This window comes from Micromonospora sp. Llam0 (assembly GCF_003751085.1).
Classification (GTDB): domain Bacteria; phylum Actinomycetota; class Actinomycetes; order Mycobacteriales; family Micromonosporaceae; genus Micromonospora_E.
In genome coordinates this window covers 2,070,406-2,093,568 of record NZ_RJJY01000001.1, presented here as the reverse complement: position 1 = coordinate 2,093,568, position 23,163 = coordinate 2,070,406, and the positions used below count along the sequence as shown (strand labels likewise).

Annotated in this window: 20 protein-coding genes and 2 pseudogenes; 8 read left to right on the top strand and 14 right to left on the bottom strand. The window is 74.1% G+C overall.

The window, feature by feature from the left end:
• Positions 1-36: 36 nt before the first annotated feature.
• Entirely contained in the window at positions 37-237 is a 201-nt protein-coding gene (locus EDC02_RS09460; protein WP_123604660.1) for a DUF5999 family protein, read from the bottom strand.
• Positions 238-515: 278 nt separating this feature from the next.
• Between EDC02_RS09460 and def the strand changes: the two genes are divergently transcribed.
• Positions 516-1,028, top strand: a complete 513-nt coding sequence (gene def / locus EDC02_RS09455; protein WP_123601607.1) for a peptide deformylase — start codon at positions 516-518, stop codon at positions 1,026-1,028.
• A 29-nt stretch (positions 1,029-1,057) separates the two neighbouring features.
• Here the strand turns inward: def and EDC02_RS09450 are convergent, their stop codons facing one another.
• The 4 genes from EDC02_RS09450 to EDC02_RS40130 all read right to left on the bottom strand — a co-directional run bounded on the left by EDC02_RS09450 (position 1,058) and on the right by EDC02_RS40130 (position 5,819).
• On the bottom strand, positions 1,058-2,230 hold the full coding sequence (locus EDC02_RS09450; protein WP_233605828.1) for an alanine racemase: 1,173 nt from the start codon (positions 2,228-2,230) through the stop codon (positions 1,058-1,060).
• On the bottom strand, positions 2,227-3,981 hold the full coding sequence (locus tag EDC02_RS09445) for an IucA/IucC family protein (RefSeq protein ID WP_255500088.1): 1,755 nt from the start codon (positions 3,979-3,981) through the stop codon (positions 2,227-2,229). The genes EDC02_RS09450 and EDC02_RS09445 overlap by 4 nt, the downstream gene beginning before the upstream one ends.
• Positions 3,978-5,597, bottom strand: a complete 1,620-nt coding sequence (locus EDC02_RS09440) for an IucA/IucC family protein (RefSeq protein ID WP_158632108.1) — start codon at positions 5,595-5,597, stop codon at positions 3,978-3,980. Before EDC02_RS09440 ends, EDC02_RS09445 begins: the two co-directional genes overlap by 4 nt.
• Before the next feature lie 81 nt (positions 5,598-5,678).
• Positions 5,679-5,819: a hypothetical protein gene (locus EDC02_RS40130; RefSeq protein WP_158632107.1), complete on the bottom strand. Its 141-nt coding sequence runs from the start codon at positions 5,817-5,819 to the stop codon at positions 5,679-5,681.
• Here EDC02_RS40130 and EDC02_RS09435 point away from each other — a divergent pair.
• Positions 5,812-6,606, top strand: a complete 795-nt coding sequence (locus EDC02_RS09435; RefSeq protein WP_123601604.1) for an endonuclease/exonuclease/phosphatase family protein — start codon at positions 5,812-5,814, stop codon at positions 6,604-6,606. The genes EDC02_RS40130 and EDC02_RS09435 overlap by 8 nt on opposite strands.
• Positions 6,607-6,622: 16 nt before the next feature.
• On the opposite strand, the gene EDC02_RS09430 is transcribed toward EDC02_RS09435, so the two are convergent.
• Positions 6,623-7,621, bottom strand: a complete 999-nt coding sequence (locus EDC02_RS09430) for a tyrosine-type recombinase/integrase (RefSeq protein WP_123601603.1) — start codon at positions 7,619-7,621, stop codon at positions 6,623-6,625.
• Positions 7,622-7,976: 355 nt separating this feature from the next.
• Positions 7,977-8,601: pseudogene (locus EDC02_RS09425) on the bottom strand (SDR family NAD(P)-dependent oxidoreductase); the annotation flags it as partial.
• Positions 8,602-8,687: 86 nt separating this feature from the next.
• On the opposite strand from EDC02_RS09425, the gene EDC02_RS09420 reads away from it, so the two are divergent.
• Positions 8,688-9,533, top strand: coding sequence for a patatin-like phospholipase family protein (locus EDC02_RS09420; RefSeq protein WP_123601602.1), 846 nt, complete (start codon positions 8,688-8,690; stop codon positions 9,531-9,533).
• Between the two features lie 85 nt (positions 9,534-9,618).
• A complete protein-coding gene (locus EDC02_RS09415) occupies positions 9,619-10,320 on the top strand; it encodes a hypothetical protein (RefSeq protein WP_123604658.1) in 702 nt (233 codons plus the stop codon).
• A 101-nt stretch (positions 10,321-10,421) separates the two neighbouring features.
• Here EDC02_RS09415 and cydB read toward each other — a convergent pair whose 3' ends face one another.
• Both cydB and EDC02_RS09405 read right to left on the bottom strand, forming a co-directional pair.
• Positions 10,422-11,420 (bottom strand): cytochrome d ubiquinol oxidase subunit II, encoded by a 999-nt coding sequence (gene cydB / locus EDC02_RS09410; protein WP_123601601.1) that lies wholly within the window; start codon positions 11,418-11,420, stop codon positions 10,422-10,424.
• A gap of 20 nt (positions 11,421-11,440) precedes the next feature.
• Positions 11,441-12,859, bottom strand: a complete 1,419-nt coding sequence (locus EDC02_RS09405) for a cytochrome ubiquinol oxidase subunit I (protein ID WP_123601600.1) — start codon at positions 12,857-12,859, stop codon at positions 11,441-11,443.
• 124 nt (positions 12,860-12,983) lie between these two features.
• Between EDC02_RS09405 and EDC02_RS09400 the strand changes: the two are divergent.
• Positions 12,984-13,760, top strand: a pseudogene (locus EDC02_RS09400) (lysophospholipid acyltransferase family protein); the annotation flags it as partial.
• Between the two features lie 130 nt (positions 13,761-13,890).
• Here the strand turns inward: EDC02_RS09400 and EDC02_RS09395 are convergent.
• Together EDC02_RS09395 and EDC02_RS42325 are read right to left on the bottom strand one after the other, a co-directional pair.
• Positions 13,891-14,421: a LuxR family transcriptional regulator gene (locus tag EDC02_RS09395; RefSeq protein WP_123601598.1), complete on the bottom strand. Its 531-nt coding sequence runs from the start codon at positions 14,419-14,421 to the stop codon at positions 13,891-13,893.
• Positions 14,418-17,042: a LuxR C-terminal-related transcriptional regulator gene (locus EDC02_RS42325; protein WP_255500087.1), complete on the bottom strand. Its 2,625-nt coding sequence runs from the start codon at positions 17,040-17,042 to the stop codon at positions 14,418-14,420. Before EDC02_RS42325 ends, EDC02_RS09395 begins: the two co-directional genes overlap by 4 nt.
• A 209-nt stretch (positions 17,043-17,251) precedes the next feature.
• On the opposite strand from EDC02_RS42325, the gene EDC02_RS09385 reads away from it, so the two are divergent.
• Genes EDC02_RS09385 through EDC02_RS09375 form a run of 3 tightly spaced genes read left to right on the top strand, consistent with a single transcriptional unit; the run spans position 17,252 to position 21,284 of the window.
• Complete coding sequence (locus tag EDC02_RS09385; RefSeq protein WP_123601596.1) at positions 17,252-18,808, top strand: dynamin family protein; 1,557 nt, start codon at positions 17,252-17,254, stop codon at positions 18,806-18,808.
• Positions 18,805-20,658, top strand: coding sequence for a dynamin family protein (locus EDC02_RS09380; RefSeq protein ID WP_233605827.1), 1,854 nt, complete (start codon positions 18,805-18,807; stop codon positions 20,656-20,658). The genes EDC02_RS09385 and EDC02_RS09380 overlap by 4 nt, the downstream gene beginning before the upstream one ends.
• Positions 20,655-21,284: a hypothetical protein gene (locus EDC02_RS09375; protein ID WP_123601595.1), complete on the top strand. Its 630-nt coding sequence runs from the start codon at positions 20,655-20,657 to the stop codon at positions 21,282-21,284. The genes EDC02_RS09380 and EDC02_RS09375 overlap by 4 nt, the downstream gene beginning before the upstream one ends.
• 55 nt (positions 21,285-21,339) lie before the next feature.
• Here the strand turns inward: EDC02_RS09375 and EDC02_RS09370 are convergent, their stop codons facing one another.
• The 3 genes from EDC02_RS09370 to EDC02_RS09360 are packed head-to-tail and all read right to left on the bottom strand — an operon-like array spanning position 21,340 to position 23,160.
• On the bottom strand, positions 21,340-21,738 hold the full coding sequence (locus EDC02_RS09370; RefSeq protein WP_123601594.1) for a thiol-disulfide oxidoreductase DCC family protein: 399 nt from the start codon (positions 21,736-21,738) through the stop codon (positions 21,340-21,342).
• 4 nt (positions 21,739-21,742) lie between these two features.
• On the bottom strand, positions 21,743-22,720 hold the full coding sequence (locus EDC02_RS09365) for an MFS transporter permease (protein ID WP_199757563.1): 978 nt from the start codon (positions 22,718-22,720) through the stop codon (positions 21,743-21,745).
• A complete protein-coding gene (locus tag EDC02_RS09360) occupies positions 22,717-23,160 on the bottom strand; it encodes a hypothetical protein (protein ID WP_233605826.1) in 444 nt (147 codons plus the stop codon). The genes EDC02_RS09365 and EDC02_RS09360 overlap by 4 nt, the downstream gene beginning before the upstream one ends.
• Between the last annotated feature and the right edge of the window lie 3 nt (positions 23,161-23,163).

Sequence of the window (23,163 nt, the reverse complement as noted above, 5' to 3'; positions counted from 1 at the left end):
TCGGCTCGACGGTGAGCCTGCGGTGGCCGCGGTCGGTCAGGCGGCGAGGGCGTGCCGGGCGGGGCCGCGGTGCGGGGCGATGCTGCTGCCGTCGGGAAGCAGTTCGCCGGTGTCCTCGAACACGATGACACCGTTGCAGAGCAGGCTCCAGCCCTGTTCGTGGAAGCAGGCGACAGCGCGGGCCGCTTCCCGGTCGACGGCGTCAGCCGTGGGACAGATCGGTTGGTGCTGGCACATCGGGATCTCCGGGAACTGTGGGGGGTGCTGTGTCATGGTTCACATGACCAGTGATGAACGTTACCAAGCCGAACGACACCGTTCCGGGCAGGTGACGGCCTGCGGCACCAAGAATCCTCCCTTCGGCCGATGCATGTCCGACCGGTTGGCGTGGAAACGCTCCCACCCATCCTAGGCCCCGGCCGCCATCCGCCTCCTGCCCTGAACGGACCCCCACCACCCGCACACCCGGCCCGGCGCCCGGCAACTCGCACCGGGCCCCGGGTAGCCTGACCGCCATGACCATGCGCCCGATCCGGATCATCGGCGACGCCGTGCTGCGCACCCCCGCCGAACCGGTCACCGACTTCGACCACACCCTGCGCGCACTGGTCACCGACCTGATGGACACCCTGCTCGGCGCCCCCGGCCGCGCCGGCGTCGCCGCCCCGCAGATCGGCGTCAGCGCCCGCGTGTTCGTCTACGACGCCGACGGCCACCGCGGCCACGTCGTCAACCCCCGGCTGGAACCCACCGGCGACCCGTCAGCCGACGACACCGACACCGACGACGAAGGCTGCCTGTCCATCCCCGGCCTGTACTTCCCGACCACCCGCGCCCGCCACGCCACCGTCCACGGCGTCGACCAGCACGGCCAACCCGTCACCGTCACCGGCAGCGGATTCCTCGCCCGCGCCCTGCAACACGAAACCGACCACCTCGACGGCCGCCTCTACGTCGACACCCTGCGCGGCGACACCCGCCGCCGGGCGCTGCGCGAGATCCGCGCCGCCCGCTGGGCCCGCCACTGACCCTCAGCCCGGCCCCGGTCCCGGCACCGTCACACCACCACCATCCGCGGGTACGGATGCCGCAGGAAATCATGATGCGAAATGTCCCACCCGTACGCGCCGGCCCGGCCGAACACCACCACGTCACCCACCCGTAGCCGCTCCACCACCTGCCCCCGGCACAGCACGTCGCGCGGCGTACACAACTCACCCGCCACATCCACCGCCGCAGCCGCCACCTGCGGCCGGGCGAACGGATACGGCCACCGGTCCACCGGCACCACCCCGAACGGATGGTCGTACCCCCACGCCGCCGGCAACCGAAAATGGTGCGTGCCACCCCGCACCACCGCGAACCACCGGCCCTGCGTCCGCTTCAGATCCACCACCTGCGTCACATACCAGCCGGCGTCCGCCACCAGCAACCGACCCGGCTCGAACACCAACCGCACCCCCGACGGCACCGCCAACCCCGCCAACCCGGCCCGCAGCGCCGCCACGTCGAACCGCCGCCCACCCCGGTAGTCCACCCCGAAGCCGCCGCCCACGTTCACATACTCCAACCCCACCCCCCACCGCCGCGCCGCCGCAACCGCCCAGCCCACCGCATCCACCACGAACCCCGCATGCGCCACCGCGTCCACGTTGTTCGACACCGCGTGCAGACTGAACCCCACCAGCCGCACCCCCGGCAACCCCGCCGCCACCGCCACCACCGCACCCAACTCCGCCTCGTCCACCCCGAACTGCGTCGCCGCACCCGCCATCCGGTGACTGCCCGCCAACCCGCCACCCGGCCGGTTCACCCGCACCGCCACCACCGCCGGCACCCCCGCCGCCCGCGCCACCAGATCCAACCGCCGCAACTCCAACACACTCTCCACGTTCACCACCGCACCCGCCGCCACCGCCGCCGCCAACTGCCCGTCCGTCTTCGCCGGCCCACCGAACACCACCTGACCGGCACCCGCCGCCACCGCCGCCGCCAACTCACCACCCGACGCCACCTCCACCCCGTCCACCGCCGCCGCCAACTCCGCCACCACCGCCGGATGCCCGTTCGCCTTCATCGCGTACAGCAGCACCGCACCCGCCGGCAACGCCGCCCGCAGCCGCGCCGCCACCGCCCGCAGCACCGCCCGGTCGTACACGTACGCGCACACCGGCTCGTCACCGGCGGCCAACTCCGCCACCACCGCCGCCACCACCGCCGGCACCGTCACCGCCGGCACCGCGCCCCCACCGGCGGACCACCATCGAACCCGGCGTCACCGACCGGGTTGCGCACCGGCACGTACACGTCCCCGGCACCGGTCAACCGCATCCGCACCAACGCCTTGTGCGCCACCATCGGCGCCGTCCACGCCCGATGATCATCGGCCGCCCAGCCCGCGGCGACCCCACCAGCCGACCGCAACCCGTCGTATACCTCGTCCACCACCTCCCGCACCACCCGCCACGCCGCCGCCTCGTCGACCCCCCACCCCGACACCAACCCCAGCACCACCTCACCCAGATGCGCCTGCACCGCCGTGTACCCCAACTTTGCCCGCATCACCGCCGCGTCGTCGGTACCCACCACAGAACCCGCCACCAACCCGACCTCGACCCCCGCAGCCGCCAACCGCGGCAGCAACAACCGCAGACCCGCGAAGTCCCGCACCACCAACCGGAACGGCACCCCGTCACGGAACGTCGGCAGACAGTTCTGCAGATGCGCCTCCAACGCCACCCCGAACCGGCTCGCCAACCGCAGCAACGGCGGCAACACCACCCGCGCGTACGCCCCCAGGAACCCCAACCCGGCCGGCGCCCCCACCAACCCCCGCACCGCACCGAAATCCGCCACCCGCCGCCCCAGCTGCGCCGCCGTCACCAACGCCACCCCCGGCACCGCCACCTCACCCGGCACCAACCGCCCCGCCAACCCGCCCCGCACGATCACCGACATGTCCCGCCCCGACCCCACCCGCACCGCCGCACCCGCCACCTCCGGCAACAACACCAGCCGCCGCGCCGCCACCTCGTCGGCCGCCACCAACGACGCCAACACCGTCGACAACGCCGGACCGTTCCGCACACTCGCCACCGAGATCGTCCGCCGCGTCGACGTCACCTGAATGTCCACCGACACCTTCAGGTACCGCCGCGAACCGTCCCGCCCCACCGGCAGCAGCACCGTACGCACCGCCGCCGTCGGCACCGCCGGCACCACCCCCGGCAACAACCGCACCACGCCCCGATCCACCAGATCCGCGTACCGCGACGACACCACCGACCGCTGCCACACATGCACCGGCTGCACCACCCAGCCCGGCGGCGCCACCGGCACCTGCGGATACCAGCGCGCCAACTCCGCCGCCACATCCTCACCCACATGCAGATCCCGGCGCACCGCCACGAACCCGACCCCCGTCACCGGCGACTCCACATCGTGCGCCACCACATCCGCCACCGACCACCCCAACCGGGTACGCCCACACGGATGCAGGTTGTGCCCCGCCACCGCCAGCCGCTCAGCCCACACCCCCCACCCGTCCGGATCCTCCGGACCCCGCGCCGGACCAGGCCGCGCCACCGCCACCGCCAGATTCACCACCGCGTCAGTCAACTCCACCGCCAACGCCCAGCCCCGCCGCCGCGCCAACACCGACACCGGCAACACCGCCAACGGATCCGCCACCGACCCCGCGTCGGCCACGAACCGGTCGAACCCGTGCCACCGGCCCGCACCCCGCCACGATCCCCGCACCCCGCCCACATCCTCCCGGCACAACGCGTCCACCAACCGCCCACCGACCACCCCCGCCGCCCACGGCACCGCCTCCCGGAACCCCGCCACCAGCTCCGGCGCCACCCGCCCCAACCCGGCCACCGCCGACGCCACCGCCGCGTCCACCCCGACCACACCCAACCCGCAACCACACGACCGACCCCCGGACAGCACCCCCACCGCCGACCCGCCGCCGCTCACAACGCACCCGCCAACGGACTCGTCACCCACGCCCACCGCGGCGTCAACGGATCCGACGCCAACCGCATCGACAACGTCGCCTTCACCGGCCACCGCCCACCCAGCAGCGCCGCCGCCACCGACCCCCGCACCGCCGCCGGCAACCCCGCCACCACATCCCGCGCCACCACCGCCACCGCCCGCCACAGCACGTGCGGCTCCACCCCGAACTCCCGGGCCAGCACCGCCACCGGCTCACCCAACGCCGTCCCCACCGCCGCCACCGCCGTCACCGCCACCTCCGCCGGATCCTCGGCCACCACATCGCCGTACACCACCGGCACCGGCACACCCGCCCCAGCCAGCCGCCGCACATCCAACCGCACCCCACCCACATCCCGGTACCACACCCGCACCAGCCGACCACCCCGCCACACCAGCAGGACGTTCTGCCCGTGCGCCTCCAGCCCCACCCCCCGACCCAGCAACTCCACCACCGGCCCCAGCACCACCCGCGCCAACCGCGACACGAACGCCACCGGATCACCGCCGTACCCCGCCCGCACCAGACCCGCCACCACCGACGGACCACCCGGCACCCCCACCGGCGCCGCCAACGCCGCCACCGGCATCACCTGCACCCCCGGACCCACCCGCGGCACCCGCCGCCGCACCACCGCCAACGACCGACACAACCCCCCGTCGACCACCACCGCCGCCGCCGCCACCTCCGGCAACACCCACAACCCCGGCACCCGCCGCGCCAACCGCGCCACCAACGCCGTCACCACCGGACCGTTACGCACCGCCGCCTCCGACACCGTCCGCACCGCACTGGTCATCTGCACATCCACCGCCGTCTTCCACTGCCACCCACCGCCCGACGCCACCGGCTCCACCGTCCGCAACGACAACAACGGCCGCACCCTCACCACCCGGCCGGTACGCCGCAACCACCCGTACCCACCCAGCACATGATCCCGCTGCCACGGATGCACCGGCAGCAGCGGCGGCAACCCCGAACCCGAACTCACCCACCGGTCACCCGGCACCGCCACCAACTCCACCTCCACCACCGGCCGATGCTCCGGCGCGTACGCCAGCACCTCCTCCGTCGACATCCCCACCCGGGTCCGGCAGCCCGGATGCACCGGATGCCCGTCCACCACCACCTGCTCCCACCCGAGCGCCGACCGGACCAAACCCGCGCCACCACCCGCCACCGCCCGCGCACCGCGCGCCAACGCCAAATTCGCCACGCTGTTCGCCAGCTCACCGGCGACCGCCCCACAACCGGGTAACCCCAGCACCGACAACAACTCCGCCGGGTCCGCCACCGCCCGGTCACCCGCCGGCCCCACCACCGACACCCGCAGCCCCGGGCCCGCCGCCGCGAACAACTCCGCCGCCGCCGCCGGCCCCACCACCCGCCGCCCGTCGACCAACCCCAGCGCCAGACGGCCGTCGACCACCCGACGGTCCGTCACCTCCGGCACCGGTTCACGCCCCAACGCACCCCACAACCGCGCCAGCACCGCCGCCCGCGCCCCGGGCACCGCCGCCGTCACCGCGGCCACCAGTTCCGGCCGGCACCGCCGCACCGCCGCCACCGTCGCCGCCACGTCCGGACACTCCACCGACGACACCGCACCTCCCACGGACCTCGGCCTGCACCGCCCACCAGCCAACCGACACACCACCGGCCCGGCCGGCGCGTCTCACCGCCCCCGACGCCGCCGCAGCCACACCCCGCACCAGCCCACCGCCAGGAACACCAGCGCGCTACAGCACAACGCCTTCACCACCATCCCGCCACCCTGCCACACCACCCGCACCCCGTAAGGTGCCCATGTGCGCATGGCCACCTACAACCTGCTGCACGGGCGGTCACCCCACGACGGGCACATCGACCCCGACCGGATCACCGCCACCACCGCCGGCCTCGACGCCGACATCTGCGCCCTGCAGGAAGTCGACCATGCCCAACCCCGCAGCGGTCACCTCGACCTGACCGCGCTGGCCGCCGCCGCGCTCACCGCCGGCACCCACCGGTTCGCGGCCGCCCTCGTCGGCACCCCCGGCACCACCTACCGGGTGCCCCGTCACGACCACGACGGACACGACGAACCCCGCTACGGCGTCAGCCTGATCAGCCGGTACCCGGCCCGGCACTGGCGGACCGTACGGCTCGCCCCGGCCCCCGTACCCGCACCGGTCGCCGTCGGCGGCCCCGGCCCCCGGCTGCTGCTCCTACGCGACGAGCCGCGGGTGCTGCTCGCCGCGGTCCTCGACACCCCGCACGGCCCGGTCACCGTCGCCGCCACCCACCTGTCGTTCGTCCCCGGCTGGAACCTGCGCCAGCTGCGAATCGTCACCCGCGCCCTGCGGGCCATGCCGCCACCGCGGCTGCTCCTCGGCGACCTCAACATGCCGGCCGGTGTGGCCGCGGCGGCCACCGGCTGGCGGCCGCTGGGCCGGCTGCCCACCTACCCGGCCGGCCGACCCCGGATCCAACTCGACCACATCCTGCTCGACCCGCGTGGCGCGCCGCCCGCGCTGACCGACGTGACCGCCGTCGCCGCCCCGGACGTCGCCGTCTCCGACCACCGCCCACTGACCGTCACCGTCTCGACCGCCACCCGGTAGCCGCGCTGGCCCCGGCTCAGGCGGGCCCGACGACCTGGCGCAGCGACCGGTTCGACCGGTTGGCCCGCGCCGCCGCCCGCTGCTGGTCGGCCGTCACCTCGATGTAGTTCTGACTGGCCGTGAGGCTCGCATGCCCCAGCAGCCGCATGATCTCGGCGGCGTTCGCCCCGTCCTCGGCCAACCGGGTGGCGAACGTGTGTCGCAGCGCGTGCAGCTGCGCACCCCGCGGCACCCGCTCGGTGATCCCGGCCCGCCGGAAACACGACCGCACCAGGTACTGCAGGCCGCCGCGCCGCAGGGCGGCGCCGTGCCGGTCGACCAGCAGCGGACCGTCGGGGCGTACCGACCGGGGGCCGAACCGTCGTCGCCGGCTGGCCAGGTAGCCGTCGACGACGACGTCGACGGCCGACTCCACCGGGACGGTCCGCAGCCGGCCGCCCTTGCCGGCCACCTCGATCCGGCGTTCACCGGGACGTCCCGCGACCGAGCCGACCCGCAGCCCCAGCAGCTCGCCGAGCCGCAGACCGGCGCACAGCGCCAGGGCGACCACCAGCAGGTCACGCTCCGGCCACGGGTCGCGCTGGCGGGGGTCGGTCCGGGCGGCGGCGGCCAGCAGCGTCTCCGGGGTCTCCTCGCCCCGCAGTGGCTTCGGTAGTGGCGCCGGGGCCCGGGGACGGCCCACGGCGGGCATCGGGTTCCCGGTGGTGATGCCGTCGGCGACCAGGAAGTTGAACCACGAGTTCCACGTCGACCAGGCCCGGTGCACCGACGCGGGGGAGCGGGGGGCCGCGAACCGGGCGAACGCGGCGCGGAGCCGTCGTTGGTCGAGGGCGTCCAGCGGTACGTCGGTCCAGGGTAGGGGAGTCGGTTCGGCGGAGTCGCCGATCAGTCGGAGGACGGCGACGAGGTCACGGCGGTAGGCGTCCAGGGTGTGCGGGGAGGGTTTGCGGGAGGCGCGGTCGGCGAGGAAGTCCTCGACGAGCCGTACCGCCACCAGATCCACAAATTGGTGCATAAGGGATATTATGCATGTTTCTCGGATCGCCGCCAGAGTCGACCAGAGTGGATCCGAACCGGCGGGGGAGGTCGACCGGGGGCGGGGATCGCGTTCCGGCCGCCGTCGATGCCCGCGCCGGTCGGTGACGCCTCCGGACCCCGACACCGGAAGCGGACGTGTCACCGACGGATCGCCGGCCGCGCCGGCGGGGCGCCCGGCAGTGACGGACATCCCGGTGACGGGTGCGGGGAAGTACGCGGCCGACAGTTCGCTTCAGGCCAACCGAGCCGGCCGGTTACCTCCGTCCAAGCCTTTAGTTGACATAATGTATATTATCGACCTGATGGTGGCGGTGTCCCGGAGCCGCCGTCTACGCAGACCCGATGCCCACGCGACGGCGCCAGCGATCTCCTCGGGCCGGCCGGTCCGGATCGCCGGACAGGGCGTGGATATCGGTCCAGACGGTGCCCGGCGCGACGCCGTTGACCCGGATGCCACGGGGGCCGAGTTCCTTGGCCAGACCGACGGTCAGCGCGTCGGTGGCGGCCTTGACCGCGGCGTAGTGCACGTACTCGCCGGGGCTGCTGAGGGTGGCGGCGGCGGACGACACGTTGACGATGGCACCGCCGACGGACATCCGGCGGGCGGCCTGCTGGGCACAGAGGACGTAGCCGACGAGGTTGACGTCGACGACCCGGCGCAGATCGTCGACGGTGAGGTCGACGAAGGGTCCGATCCGGCTGGTGACGCCGGCGTTGTTGACCAGTCCGGTGATCGGTCCGCAGTCGGCGGCGGTGTCGAACAGCGCGGTCACCGCGTCGGGGTCGGTGGTGTCGACGGCGACGGCCGAGCGCGTGGACGTGGTCGCGTACCGTTTCGGCGGCGCCGGCGTCGGTCCGGTAGCCGATGACGAGGTCGTGTCCGGCGGCGGCGAGCCGGCGTACGGTCGCGGCCCCGATTCCTCGGCTGCCGCCGGTGACCACGGTGACCGGTGTCATCCCGGCACTCCTCTCCCCTGCTGTCCGTGTCGTGTCCGGGCCCGCCGGTGACGTTACCGGCGGCGGTGGCGGGCAATAGACACGGTGTGGCGGGTTCGCGGGCGTTGGTGCTGGGCAGCGGCGGGGTGACCGGGGTGGCCTGGCAGCTCGGGGTGTTGTCCGGGCTGGCGCGCGTCGGGGTCGAGCTGGGCGGGGCCGATCTGGTGATCGGGACGTCGGCCGGTGCGGTGGTGGGCGCGCAGCTGTGTTCCGGCGCGGATCTGGCGCGGCTGTACGCGGGGCAACTGGTGCCGGGTGAGTCGTCGCCGGACCGGATGGGGCCAGGTGCGGTGTCCTGTCTGCTGTGGTCGGCGGTGGCTGCCCGGGACGGCCGCCGGGCGCGGGCGAGGATCGGCCGGTACGCGGTGTCGGCGGCCAGGTCGGGGGTGTCGCGGCGGCCGGTGTTCGAGGAGGCGCTGCCGTCGTGGTCGTGGCCGCGGCGGCGGTTGTGGGTGACGGCGGTGGACGCGGATTCGGGGGATTTCGTGGTGTTCGGCGGCCCGGGATGCGGGGCGGATCTGGTGGACGCGGTGTCGGCGAGTTGCGCGGTGCCGGGGGTGTGGCCGCCGGTGCGTATCGGTGGTCGGCGGTTCGTCGACGGTGGGATGCGGTCGGCGACGAACGCGGATCTGGCGGCCGGGTTCGCGTCGGTGGTGGTGCTGGCGCCGATCAGTTGGGGGCTGGGTCATCTGCGGCCGGTGTCGCGGCAGGTGGCGGCGCTGTCGGCGGATGTGGTGGTGGTGTCGCCGGACCGGTGGGCGCGGCGGGCGATCGGGCGGCGGCTGCTGGATCCGGCGCGGCGGCCGGGGGCGGCGCTGGCCGGGTACCGGCAGGGTCTGATGGTGGCTGGCCGGGTGCGTGGGGTGTGGGGTGGTGTCACCGGGGCGGGGTGATCGTGGGTGGTGGGGTCGCGGTCGACGGTGTCGGCGGCGGCTGGTAGGAAGGTCAGCACTCAAACAGGTGTACGGAAAGGGTGTCATGGCTGCCGCGGGTGCTGTTGCGGGTGGGTTGTCGGATGAGGAGCTGGGGGTGATCCGGGAGGCGGTGTCCGCCGGCCGTAAGCCGAAGGTGATGTTCACCGAGTCGGCGGGGCAGATCGCCGGTCAGGTCGGTCAGGTGGTGGGTCTGGGTGACCCGGCGGTGTCCGACGAGTGGGTGGTGGTGCGGTTCGGCCGTGACGAGTTGCCGTTCTCCCCCGCTGATCTGGTGGTGGCGCCGCGGGGCGCGGCGGGTCGGCGGGCGGAGCCGAAACCGGAGCCGGTGGAGCCGGTGGCGGAGCCGGAGTTCAAGTTGGGTGAGCCGCCGCCGGTGCCGCCGGTGGCGCGTCGGGAGGACACGGAGGGGTCCACCGTGGATGCTGGTGCGGAGAAGCCGGTGCGGCGGGCGGCGAAGGCAGCCAAGCCGAAGCCGCCGGCCGGGTTGACGGTGACGTTGGCGTACACCGACGGCGAGTGGACGGTGGCGGCGACGCAGGGGGCGAAGGCGTTGGCGAAGCCGTACGTGGTCCGGCCGGCCGAGGCGTTGAAGATGGTGGCGTTGGTGGACGTGCCGGGTGTCCATGAGGCGGTGGAGCAGATCCTGGCGGCGGAGCGGGCCGAGGCGCAGCGGCAGGCGGAGAAGTTGCGGGCGGAGCTGGCTGAGGTGGAGGCACGGTTGGCGGAGTTGCCGGAGGTCGGTTGACGTCGCCGCGCACCGTCGGCGCCCGCTGGACCATCTGCTGTGTCGAGCGGGCACCGACGGTGCGCGGCGGCTTCGCCGGCGACGGGTCGACGTGGCGCGGGTCAGTGGCCGGGCTGGTCGGTGACGCTGACGCGGCGGCGGAAGATCCAGTAGGTCCAGCCCTGGTAGAGCAGGACGACGGGGGTGAGCGCGGCGGCGACCCAGGTCATGATGGTCAGGGTGTAGGGGGTGGACGCGGCATTGGTGGTGGTGAGGGTGCCGGCGGGGTCGGTGGTGGACGGTAGGACGGTCGGGAACAGGGTGGCGAACAGGGCGGCGACGGCGAGGCCGATGGCGGTGGTGGTGCCGGTGAAGGCCCATCCTTCGCGGCGTACCTGATTGGCGGCCAGCCCGGCGACGAGGGCGAGCGCCGCGGCGACGGCGAGGGCGACGGCGGTGGGGTTGGCGCGGATGGTGAGGGTCCAGGCGAGGAAGGTGCCGGCGAGGGCGACGGCGGCCAGGCCGCTCCAGCTGGCGACGCGGCGGGCGCGGCGGCGCAGGTCGTCGGTGGTTTTGAGGGCGAGGAAGACGGCGCCGTGGGTGATGAACAGCGCGGTGGTGGTGGCGCCGCCGAGCAGGGCGTACGGGGTGAGCAGGGTGAGCAGGGTGCCGGTGTATTCGTGGTCGGCGTCCAGCGGTACGCCGGCGACGATGTTGGCGAACGCGACGCCCCAGAGCGCGGCGGGGATGACGGAGCCGGCGAGGATGGCGTTGTCCCAGCGGGTGCGCCACCGGTTTTCGGGGCGTTTGTCACGGTATTCGAGGGCGACGCCGCGCAGGATGAGGGCGATGAGGATGAGCAGCAGCGGTAGGTAGAAGCCGGAGAACAGGGTGGCGTACCACTCGGGGAAGGCGGCGAACATGGCGCCGCCGGCGGTGATGAGCCAGACCTCGTTGCCGTCCCAGACGGGTCCGATGGTGCTCAGCGCGGCGCGTCGTTCGGGTTCGGTGCGGCCGATGAAGCGGGCGAGCACGCCGACGCCGAAGTCGAATCCTTCGAGGATGAAGTAGCCGGTGAACAGGACGGCGATGAGCCCGAACCAGACGGTGGTGAGTTCCACGAGGGGTCTCCGGTGGGTGGTCAGTGGGTGGCGGCGAGGGGCCGGTCGGTGGTGGTGTCGTCGGTGTCGTCCGGTGGTGGCGGGTCGGTGAGGTCGGGTAGGCCGTTGCGGGCGTAGCGGATGAGGAGTTTGACTTCGATGACGGCCAGGGTGGCGTAGATGAGGGTGAAGGCGGTGAAGGAGGTGACGACTTCGGTGAGGGAGACGCTGCGGCTGACGCCGTCGCGGGTGAGCATTTCACCGAAGACGATCCAGGGTTGGCGGCCCATTTCGGTGAAGATCCAGCCGAAGGTGTTGGCGAGCAGGGGCAGGACGGGCAGGGTGAGGCCGGCGCGGAGCAGCCAGCGGCTGGTGGGGGTGCGGCCGCGGCGGGTGGTCCAGAGGGCCCAGAGGGCGATGGCGGCGGTGGCGAGGCCGAATCCGATCATGAAGCGGAAGCTCCAGTAGGTGACGGGGATGATCGGGGTGTAGCTGCCGGGGCCGTACTGGGCGGCGTACTGGGCCTGCAGGTCGTTGATGCCCTGGACTTCGCCGGTGGGGTCGCCGGTGGACAGCCAGGACAGCAGGTAGGGGATTTTGAGGGTCCAGATTTCGCGGCTGCCGTCGAGGGTGCCGACGGTGACGATGGAGAAGGACGCGGGGCTTTCGGTGGTGTAAAGGGCTTCGGCGGCGGCCATTTTCATGGGTTGGACCTGGGTCATGATCTTGCCTTGGATGTCGCCGGTGCCGATGACGGCGGCGGTGGCGAGGATGGTGGTCCAGGCGCCGAGTTTGGTGGCGGTGCGGAAGGCGGGGGTGTCGGGGCCGTCGGGGTGGCGGACGAGGTGCCAGAGGGCGACGGCCAGGACGAGGGCGCCGGCGACCATGAAGCAGCCGGCGAGGGTGTGCGGGAAGGTGATGAGGGTGACCTTGTTGGTGAGTACGGCGATGAAGTCGGTGAGTTCGGCGCGGCCGGTGTCGGGGTTGATGCGGTAGCCGACGGGGTTCTGCATCCAGGAGTTGGCGGCGAGGATGAACCAGGCGCTGATGATGCTGCCGAACGAGGCGAGCCAGATGGTGGCGAGGTGCAGTGCCTTGGGGAGTCTCCCCCAGCCGAATATCCAGAGTCCGAGGAAGGTGGATTCGAGGAAGAAGGCGAGGAGGGCTTCGATGGCGAGTGGTACGCCGAAGATGTCGCCGACGAAGCGGGAGTAGTCGCTCCAGTTCATGCCGAACTGGAATTCCTGCACGATGCCGGTGACGATGCCCATGGCGAAGTTGATGAGGAAGAGTTTTCCGTAGAACTTGGTGAGTTTGAGGTAGCGGTCGTCGCCGGTGCGGTGCCAGGCGGTCTGCAGGATGGCGACGAGGAGGCTGAGTCCGATGGTGAGTGGGACGAACAGGAAGTGGTAGACGGTGGTGACACCGAACTGCCAGCGGGCTATGTCGAGCGCGTCCACGGCTCCCCCATCTAGATACTACGAAGCGTAGTACATACTACAACCTGTCGTTCTGGCGGCCAGGGCCGGAGGTCCCCTCTCCCCCGGGACGTCCGTCCCCCGGCTGTGCGACGATCGACGGTCGATGGACGACACCGCCGCCCCGCCGCCGCCCCGCTGGCGGGCCCCGCTGCTGTGGCGGGTGCTGCAGGTCACCGCCCGGCTGGTCGTCGCGCTGGTCGCCCGGCTACGGGTCAGCGGCGACGTGCCCGACGAGGTACGCGACGGCCCGCTGATCCTGGCCGCGAACCACATCAGCCCGTTCGATCCGGTCGTGCTGGCCGCCGCCTGCCAGGCGCGGCGGGTCGCGCCCCGGGTGCTGGCCACCGGCGGGTTGTTCCGGGCACCGCTGGTCGGCGCGGTGATGCGCCGGGCCGGGCACATCCGGGTGGACCGGCGGACCAGCACGGTCGCCGAGGCGTTGGGGTCGGCCGCGCGTGCGATGGGCGACGGCTCGGTGGTCCTGGTGTACCCGGAGGGGCGGATCGGGCTGGACCCGCAGATGTGGCCGGAGCGCGGCAAGACCGGCACCGCCCGGCTCGCGTTGGCCAGCGGCGCGGTGGTGGTACCGGTGGCGCAGTGGGGGGCGCACGCGGTGCTGCCGTGGGCGGCGCCCCGTGGCCTGGTCCCGGCGGTGCTGCGGTCGATGCTGCGCCGTCCGGTGGTCACGGTCCGGTTCGGCCCGCCGGTGGACCTGTCCGGGATCGACCCGGCCCGCCCGGGTGCCGCGCAGCGGGCGACGGTGCGGATCGTGGACGCGATCACCGACACCCTGGCCGGGTTGCGACCCGACGAGCCGGCGATGCCCCGGCATGTCGACCCGACCCGGCCGGTGGACCTGAGCCGGCGGCACCGGCGCGGCCGGGGTGACGTGGTGCCGGACGGGGCGACCGCCGATGTGCTGGCCGACGACGACGCCGACCAGGCCGATCCAGCGCCGGACGCGACCTGACGCCGGACGCGACCGGCCACGAGCTGGCGGCGGTGGCGGTTCAGCGTGCGGGTCGTTGCCGCAGGTAGGCGAGGACGGCTTCGCGGGTGGTGCGGACCCCGAGGGCGGCGCGGGCCTGGGCGATGCGCCGGTTCGCGGTACGCAGCGACAGGAACTCGGCCGCCGCGGCGGCGGCGATGGTCTCGCCGTTGGCGAGCCGTTCCAGCAGGGCCCGTTGCTCGGGTATGAGGGTGACGGTGTCGGTGGAGGCGGCGGCCGGTGGTTCGGCCTCGGCGTGGCGCAGTACCGGCCCCAGGCGGGACAGGTCGTCGAGCAGGGCGCGGCCGAGGTCACCGGCCGGGTCGCAGATGGCGACGACGGCGGCGCCCCTGGCGGCGGCGAGGACCACCAGGGCGACGGTGTCGGTGTCCGGGACCCGCCCGTACAGGGCGAGCCGGGCGGCGGTGAGGTCCCAGGTGGGGTCGGTGACGGCGAACCCTTCCCGGGTGGTCCAGCTGTCGCGGGCCAGCCGGCGCAGCACCGCGGTGGCGTCGGCGGTGCTGTCGAGGACGTAGCGCGGCGGGTCGCTCATCGGTCGGGCTCCATCGCCAGGGCTGCGGCCTCGGTGCGGGTGCGGGCACCGAGTTTACGCATTCCGGCGCGGACGTGGGTTTCCACGGTCTCGGTGGAGATGCCGAGCTGGTTGGCGATCCGGCGGGTGGGTTCGCCGCGGGCGACCAGCCGCAGCACGTCGCGTTCCCGCACGGTGAGCAGGTCGCCGCTGCGGGGGCCGCGTTCGTCGCGGCGGACCGCGTGTCGGCGCAGGGCGCGGCGGACCCGGCCGAGCAGGACGACCAGTCCGGCGTGCTCGGCGAGGGACTCGGCGGCGAGCAGGGCGGGTACGGCCCGAGCGGGGTCGGGTTCGTGCAGGCCGTGGGCGAGCAGGCAGCGGACCTGCTCACGGACGGCGACGTCGCGCCAGGTGTCGGCGGCGTGGGCGAACTGTCCTGGGTCGCCGGCGGTCCACGCGGTGACGGTGGCGGCCGCCGGCGGCGGCAACGCCGCCGGGGTGCCGGCCGGCGGTGCGGCGGGGCCGGCGCCGTCGTGCGCGGCCCAGTGGGCGGTGATCCGCCGCAGCCCGTCGACCAGCGGCGGTACGGGGGCGTGGGGTGCCCCGGCGGTGGCCTGGTCCGGTTGGCCGTCGAGCCAGGCGGCTTCCCGGGCCACCCAGTCCAGTACGGCGGTGGCGGTGTTCGGGGTGCCGGGGTCGCCGGCCAGTCGGGCACGGGCCGGGGCGAGCAGGCCGCTGTCGGCTTCGAGCAGGCCGGCGGCGGCGATGGCGTAGTCGCGGGCGGCGGCCGGCAGGGTGCGGTCGGTCAGGTCGGCGGCGGCGCGCAGCAAGGCGTCCCCGGCGGCCGGAGACAGGTCGGCGTGGTCTGTCGTGGGCTGCGGGTCGACGGCTGGGTTGGTGCCGGCGGCGCTGTCCCCCGCCGCCGGGCCGGTCGGGTCGCCGCGCAGCGCCAGGCACCACAGCCGGGCGGCGGTGAACCGGACCTGCCAGCTGTAGGCGAGGTCGGCGGCGCAGGCGGCGGCGGCCGCCGCCGCGGCCTGCGCGGCCTCGGTGAGCCGTCCGTCGCCGGCCAGGGTCTGCACCAGGTGCCAGGCGGTCCACCGGGCGGTGAGCAGGTCACCGGCGGCGCCGGCGGCCGCGGCGGTGCCGGCGAGGGCGTACTCCCAGCCGGGTCGACGGCCGGCGGCGGCGGTGGCGGCGAGGGCGGCGCGCAGCCCCAGGTGGGCCGGTTCGGGCCCGTGCCGGCGGGTGATCGTGGTGGCGCGGGTGGCGGCGGAGGTGGGGTCGGTGCCGAGGTCGGCGAGCAGCAGTATCCGGTCGCGGGCGGCGACCACCGGTGGTGGGGCGTCGTCGGGCACCGGTGCGGCGGCGGTGCGGGCGGCGGTCGGGTCGCCGGCCTGCAGCAGCGCCTCGGCGCGGAGCACGGCGGTGTCGGGGGTGGGCAGGGCGGTGCCGGTGAGCAGGTCGGCGGCGCGGCGGGGCCGCCCGGCGGTCAGCGCGGCGCGGGCGGCGGCGAGGCGGACCGGTTCGGTGGCGTCGGGTTGCGCGCTGGCGAACAGCAGCAACTCGGCGCGGGCGCCGCCGGTGGCGGCGGTGTCGGCGGCGGTGACCGCCCGCTGGTAGGCGGCGGTGGTGTCGCCGGCGGCGGTGAGGTGCCGGGCGGCGGCCAGCGGGTCGGTGCCGAGGTCGGCGAGGCGGCGGTGCAGGGTGCGGCGGGCCGGGTCGTCGAGCAGGCCGGCGGCGACGGTGGCCTGGTAGGGCGAGGTCGGGGTGACCAGTCCGTCGTGGTCGGTGTGGACCAGGTCGGCGGCGGTGAGTTCGGTGACGCCGTCGCCGAGCAGACTCGCCGGGGCGCCGTGGCCGAGCAGGCCGAGGGCCGCGAGTGCGGTGCGGGCGGGGCGGGTGAGGGTGGCCAGTGCGGCGGCGACGGCGTAGCCGACCTGGTCCAGTTCGGCACCGCCCGGGGTGCCGCCGACGGTGGGTGGGGTGCCGGTGCGGGCGGCGTGGCGGGCCAGTGCGGTGGCGGCGAGCGGGTTGCCGCCGGCGTGGCGGGCCACGGCGGCGACGGTGGCCGGGTCGAGTGCGGGTGCGGCGCGGCGGATCAGGTCGGCGAGGGTGTCCGGGTCGGGTGCCGGCACCGTCAGCCAGAGGGCGGTGTCGCCGCGCAGCGGGTCGAGGGCGGTGTCGGGCAGCTGGTGCGGGGTGCGCAGGGCGGCGACGACCCGGCAGTGCCGGGCGATGCCGGGCAGGGCGGCGACGGTCGCCGGGTCGGCCCACTGCAGGTCGTCGAGGACGAGCAGGCCGTGGCGGACCCGGGAGCGGACGGCTTCGGCGAGCAGGGCGGTGTCGTGGCCGGGCAGCCGTATCCGCAGGGCGTGGCTGAGGGGGAAGGCCGGGATGTGGCTGAGGGCGGCGAGGCCGCCGCCGGTGTGGACGGGCCCGGTGGCTGCGGCGGCGACGCGGCGCAGCAGGGTGCTGCGTCCGCTGCCGGGTGGCCCGGTCAGTATGACGATCCCGGGGCGGGTCAGCCGTTGCGTGGCGGCTGCCACGGCGTCGGCGACGGTCCCGGTGGGGACGCCGCCGGCGGTAGTGGTGCCGTCGGGTCGGGTGCGGGCGGGGTGTCCGCCGGCTGGGTGCCGCACTTGTCCTCCTCCCCCGCTACGGCTCGTGGCCCCGCCGGGCGAGGTTGGCACGAACATGGGATCCTGCGCCGGTGAGGATATTCGTACGGTGGATGCCGGTGGTGGGCGCACCACCGGGTGCCGTGCTGTCGGGAGGACGACCAGCGAATGAGTGTGTGCCGCCGTCGGATGCCCGTCGTCGCCGTTGACCGGGCGGCGGGGGGTCGGCCGTGAACGCCGGCCCGTTGAGTGGCCGGGTCGCCGCGTTGTGTGACGAGGTGGGTCCCCGGGTGAGCGCGGCCGCCGGCGGTGAGGTGCTGCGGGTGCGGCGGCGGTTGGACGAGCCGCTGCGGGTGGCGATCGCCGGCCGGTTGAAGGCCGGCAAGTCGACGCTGGTGAACGCGTTGATCGGCCGGCGGGTGGCGCCGACGGAGGTGGGTGAGTGCACCCGGGTGGTGACCCAGTTCCGGTACGGCACGGCCGACCGGGTCGACGTGGTACGCCGGGACGGCACCCGGGTGAGTCTGCCGCTGGACCCGGCGGGAGTGATTCCGCAGCGGCTGGGTGTGCCGCAGGCGCAGGTCGCGTTCGTCGACGTCACGTTGACCAGTGACCGGCTGCGGGAGTTGACGGTGATCGACACGCCGGGGTTGTCGTCGACCAGTGCCGGGGTGAGCGAGTCTGCGCGGCGGTTCCTGTTCGCCGGTGCGGGCGCGGCGGCCGGTTCCGGGGGCGGCGGCCCTGTGGTGGACGACACGGCGCCGTTCGACGCCGGTATCGATGGTGACTCGGTCGGCGCGGTGTCCGGGGCCGAGGCGATCGTGTACGTGTTCACCCAGGCGGTACGCGACGACGACGTGCGGGCGTTGGAGGCGTTCCGGTCGGTGTCGGCGCGGCTGTCGAGCAGTCCGATCAACTCGGTGGGTCTGTTCAACAAGGTCGACAAGTTGGTGGCCGGTGGGGCGGATCCGTGGCCGGTGGCGGCGCCGTTGTCGGCCGACCAGACCCGGGTGCTGCGGCGGGTGGTGTCCGATGTGGTGCCGACGGTGGGGCTGCTGGCGGAGACGACCGAGGCGGGCCGGTTGACGGCGGCCGACTGTGAGGCGCTGCGGACGTTGGCCGGGTTACCGGCGGCGCAGCGGGCGGTGCTGCTGGCGTCGGTGGACCTGTTCGTGTCGCGGGAGGCTCCGGTGCCGCGGCGGCAGCGTGAGCGGCTGCTGGCGTTGCTGGACCTGTACGGGGTGGGGTTCGCGGTGGCGCAGCTGCAGGCGTCGCCGCAGTTGGCGTCGGGGGATCTGGTGCGGGCGTTGTACGCGGCGTCGGGGTTCGCGCGGCTGCGGCACACGTTGGATGAGGCGTTCCGGTGGCGTACCGATGCGATCAAGGCCGGGTGGGCGTTGTCGTCTTTGGAGAAGGTGGCCAGCCACACGGCGCATCCGGGTGACCGGGAGCTGCTGCGGGACGCGGTGGAGCGGCTGCTGCACCAGCCGGAGTACCACCGGCTGCGGCTGCTGGAGGTGGCGCAGCAGGTGACGACCGGAGCGGTGGAGCTGCCGGAGCCGATGGAGCGAGAGTTGACCCGGTTGGCGTTGTCGGCGGATCCGCGGTGGGTGCTGGAGTTGCCGGCGGCGGCGGCGCAGGAGTTGTCGGCGGCGGCGGTGGAGGCGGCGACCCGGTGGCGGGTGTTCGCGGTCGCCGGGGCGTCGCCGGCGCAGTCGCGGGTGGCGTTGGTCGCCCACCGGGGGTTTCATCTGCTGTCGCAGCAGGTGCGGGCGGGGTCGCGGTGAGCGGCGGCCCGGCGGCGTTGGGTGCGCTGCTGTCCGGGGCGGTCGACACGTGTCTCGGGTTCGTCCGCACCGTCGACGCGGAGGCGGCGGCGGAGATCGACGCGCAGCGGCGCCGGGAGGTGACCCGGCCGTCGGTGGTGGTCGTCGGTGAGACGAAGCGGGGCAAGAGTTCACTGGTGAACGCGTTGATCGGGGTGACGGGCCTGTCGCCGGTGGACGCGGCGGTGGCGACGTCGGCGTACCTGGAGTTCGGTCACGGGGCGACGACGTCGGCGCAGGCGTACGCGCCGGGCCACGACGAGCCGGTGCCGGTGCCGGTGGACCGGTTGGCGGACTGGGCGACGGTGTCGGCGGCGCTGCCGGACGGGATGCGCCCGCCGCGACGGATCGCGGTGACCTGCACGGCGCCGCTGCTGCAGTATCTGACGTTGGTGGACACCCCGGGTGCCGGCGGGTTGGATCCGGCGCACACCGAGATCGCGTTGGACGCGGTGTCGCGGGCGGCGGCCCTGCTGTTCGTGGTGGACGCGTCGACGCCGTTGACCCGGCCGGAGCTGGATTTCCTGATCGAGGCGAGTAAACGGGTCGACGTGGTGGTGTTCGCGTTGACGAAGGTCGACGCCTATCCGGGGTGGCGGACGATCCTGGCTGACAACCGGGCGCAGCTGCAGGCGCACGCGCCGAGGTTCGCGTCGGCCGCCTGGTTCCCGGTGTCGGCGCGGCTGGCCGAGTTGGCGTTGACGCTGCCGGCGGAGGCCGCCGGTGAGCTGGTCGGTGAGTCGCGGGTGGCGCCGCTGCAGCACGCGTTGGTGGGGTTGGCCGGCAACGGGCATCTGCTGGCCCAGGCGAACGTGCTGCGGACGGTGCGCAGCGAACTGGTCCGGCTGGATCTGGCCGCCGGTGAGCGGATCGCCGCGTGTGACCCGGATCCGGCCGAGGTGGAGCGGGTGAAACGGGACCGGGCCGGCCTGGCTGCGCGGAAACGGACCGAGGCGCGGCAGTGGTCGTTGGCGTTGAACACGGAGACGCAGCGGGCCCGGGTGGAGGCGACGGGACGGCTGCGGACCGCGGTCGGCGGGTTGCAGGAGCAGTTCCTGACCCGGATCGACGCGGCCCGCGGGGAGGCGTTGAAAGCTCTGCCGGCAGAGGTGGACCGGGCGTTGCACGCGTTGTCGCTTCAGTTGTCGCACGATCTGCGGTTCCGGTTCCACAAGGTCGCCGAGCGGACGTTGGCGCAGGTGTTCGCGCCGGCCGAGTTGCAGTTCGTGCTGCAGCGGATCAACGGCACGTTGCGGCACGCGTTGGCGACCCGGCCGCGGCGTGACGGCGGCGGCGGTGACAACGTGATGGTGGCGTTGTCGGCCGGTGGGATGGCGTTCATGGCCGGCCGGGGGGTCGCGGCGGGCGCGTCGGCGTTGGGCGCCGGGGCGCTGGTCGGCGGTGGGCTGCTGATCCCGGTCGCCGGGCTCGGTCTGGGGTTGGCCGCCGGCGCGTTCATCCTGTTCCGGCGGCGGGTCGCCAGCGACCGGCAGCAGGCCCGGGTGTGGCTGCGGGAGGTGCTCGGCGAGGCGCGGGCGGCGTTGACCGACGAGTTGGCGCAGCGGTTCACCGACCTGCAGTACGCGTTGACGGTGGCGTTGGACGACGCCGTGGAGCGGCGGTTGGCGCAGTTGGACGCGCACATCGCCGATATCGACGCGGCGTTGGCGCGGGACAAGGCGGACCGGGCGCGGCGGCGGTCGGCGGCGCAGGCCCGCCGCGACGCCGTCCGGGCGCGGGTGAAGCAGGTCGACGAGGTGCTGGCCCGGGCCCGGGTGTTGACCCCGACAGCGGAGGTGGTGCCGCGATGACCAGTGAGTTCGGTGACTGGACCGGTGACGACCCGACCGGTGACGACGCCGACACCGCCGATCTGGGTGGTCCGGTCGACGACGGGTCGGGCGGCCCGGCCGTGGAGGGGTTCGGGGCGGCAGATCCGCCGGACGGCGACGACCTGACCGGCGGCATCGCCGACGACGGCAAATTCGGCGACGGCGGGTACGGCGGGGGTGACGCGGTGCCGGCGCTGGGCTACGGCGACGACCTGTCCGGCGCGGACCCGGCGGAGCCGGTGGACGCCGGGTTCGGTGCGGCGCCGACGGAGGTTGAGGGTTTCGGGGCGGCGGAGCCGCCGCCCGGCGTCGACCCGGACGTGCCGGCGGGGGCCGACGGGTGGCCGGAGGCGCAGTTCCCGCCGCTGCTGGACCCGGCGGGGGTGCCGACGCCGGTCGACGGCTGGCCGTGGGCGGACCCGCAGCTGCTCGGCGACAGCGGGCCGGTCGGCGGGCCAGCACCGCACGTCGACCCGGTCGACCCCGTCGACCTGGCCGGCTACGCGGGGGTGGACGCCGCCGCCGGCGGTGACCTGTGGGCGGCGCTGCTGGCCAGCGACGACCCGGCGACCGGCGCGCTGGCCCGGTTCTGGTCCGGGAGCTGACCGGGCGGGATCAGGAGACCGCCCGGTCCCGGAGCCGACCGACCGGGCGGCAGGGTCAGCGTGCCGCGGCCGGCGGTACGGCGCAGGCGGCGGTGCCGCCGGGGAGCCGGTGCCGGTTGTCGGCGACCCACCGGTACACCGGCCAGGCCAGGGCGGTGACCGGGCGCAGCCCGAGGACGGCCCCGGCGGCCCGCCACAGCGGGTTGCTGGTGCGCAGCAGCCCGGCGATCGCCGCCGGCCCGGCGGCCGGGCCGGCCGTGTCGGCCGGCACCCACTGCACGGCGGTCATTGCCTGGTCGCGGGTCAGCCCCAGCGCGGCCAGGTCGGTCCACTGCCACGGCACGACGGTGGCGTTGTTGGGCACCCGGCGTTCGATGAACCGGACGCACATGGTGCAGAACGCGCAGTCGCCGTCGTAGACGAAGGTGCCCGAGGGTGCGCTGGCGTCACTCATACGATCATTGTCCCGCGTCGGCGCCAGCCGGTGCCACCGGATGTGTCCGATCCCGCACAGCCGACGTGTCCGCGCCGGGGCCGGCCCGGCGTGGCGGATCACCGCCCGGCCCGCGATCGTGACCGCCGTCACCGTCGGGGCGGTCCAAGGTTCGGTCACGGCCGGCCAGCCGCCGTACCCACACGACCGGTCGGACCTTCTCCAGCGGCAGGAACGCGCCCATCGCCACCAGGTGCGGGGCGAACGAGATGGAGATGGTGGCGAACGACAGCAGGTGGAACGAGTAGAAGAAGCCGACGACCGCGTACCGCAGCCGGCCCCGGGTCAGGAAGACCAGCGGGCTGAGCGCCTCGAACACGACGATGCCGATCTGTGCGGCGATCAGCGCGTACGGCACGGCGGCGATCAGGTCGGCGAGCTCCGAGCCTCGGCGCAGGAACGCGCGGGCCAGGACGCTGCCGGTCAGCCAGCCCCAGCCACCGAAGCGGATCTTCGCGTACGCGGCGAAGAAGTAGGTGCACACCACGGCGACCTGGATCATCCGCAGTGACCAGCCGGCGGCCTGGCTGGGCCGGTGGTCGCCGTGCCGGGCGGCGCCGACGGTGGGCAGCACGGCGAGCGCGAGCAGGAACGCGAACTTGTCGTGGTCGACCTTGCCGTAGCTCATCGCGACGATCAGCCACGCGAAGTAGAACGCGAAGACGGACCAGCCGAGTGTCCGCGGGAACCGGCCGGTCGCGGCCAGCGGCGCCAGCAGCAGCAGCGACCACCAGATGAGGTCGACGACGACGCCGGTCGGTGCCGGCAGGTGCAGGAAACGGGCGAACGCCAGCGGCTCGTACAGTTCGGCCGGCACGTCACCGCGGGTACGCACCCACGACATGTAGACCAGCAGGTCGAACACGATGAACAGGTAGGTGACGGTCCGCAGCGCGGCGACCCGCCCGAGTGGGACGGCGGCGAACAACCAGCGGCTGATCACGGTCGCTGCCAGACGGCGCGGGTCTCGTCGTGCCACTGCCCGGTGAGGGAACTGTTGCGGATCTCGTGCAGCCGTACGATGACGGTGACCCGGACGATCGGCGGCGCGTCGGGGTTCATCCGCGCGTAGCTGTCGGCGATCAGTTCGAGCCGTCCCGGGTCGTCGACGTAGGCCGCTTCGAGTCCTTCGACCTCGGCGCGGCGTACCCCGGCGTTGTGTTCGTTGAGCACCAGGGTCCGTCCGGTGGCGTCGACGCCTTCGACCCGGGTGTCCGGGGCCGGGTCGTTCGGGCCGTTGACGCCGGCGTACATGCTGAACGGTCCGAACGGGAAATGGTCGTCGGTGCCCCACAGGGTGCCTGCGGCCAGCAGTGCGAACACCACGACGGCGGCCGACGCACGGACCAGACGGCCGGTCGCCGTCAGGGTGTCGGTCTGCACCGG

Bases quoted from the DNA above. Each gene is read 5' to 3' on its own strand.
- EDC02_RS09460 (WP_123604660.1), bottom strand. From the start codon at position 237: ATGTGCCAGCACCAACCGATCTGTCCCACGGCTGACGCCGTCGACCGG.
- EDC02_RS09375 (WP_123601595.1), top strand. From the start codon at position 20,655: ATGACCAGTGAGTTCGGTGACTGGACCGGTGACGACCCGACCGGTGAC.
- EDC02_RS09370 (WP_123601594.1), bottom strand. From the start codon at position 21,738: ATGAGTGACGCCAGCGCACCCTCGGGCACCTTCGTCTACGACGGCGAC.
- EDC02_RS09430 (WP_123601603.1), bottom strand. From the start codon at position 7,621: ATGCACCAATTTGTGGATCTGGTGGCGGTACGGCTCGTCGAGGACTTC.
- def (WP_123601607.1), top strand. From the start codon at position 516: ATGACCATGCGCCCGATCCGGATCATCGGCGACGCCGTGCTGCGCACC.
- EDC02_RS40130 (WP_158632107.1), bottom strand. From the start codon at position 5,819: ATGCGCACATGGGCACCTTACGGGGTGCGGGTGGTGTGGCAGGGTGGC.
- EDC02_RS09395 (WP_123601598.1), bottom strand. From the start codon at position 14,421: ATGAGCGACCCGCCGCGCTACGTCCTCGACAGCACCGCCGACGCCACC.
- EDC02_RS09415 (WP_123604658.1), top strand. From the start codon at position 9,619: ATGGCTGCCGCGGGTGCTGTTGCGGGTGGGTTGTCGGATGAGGAGCTG.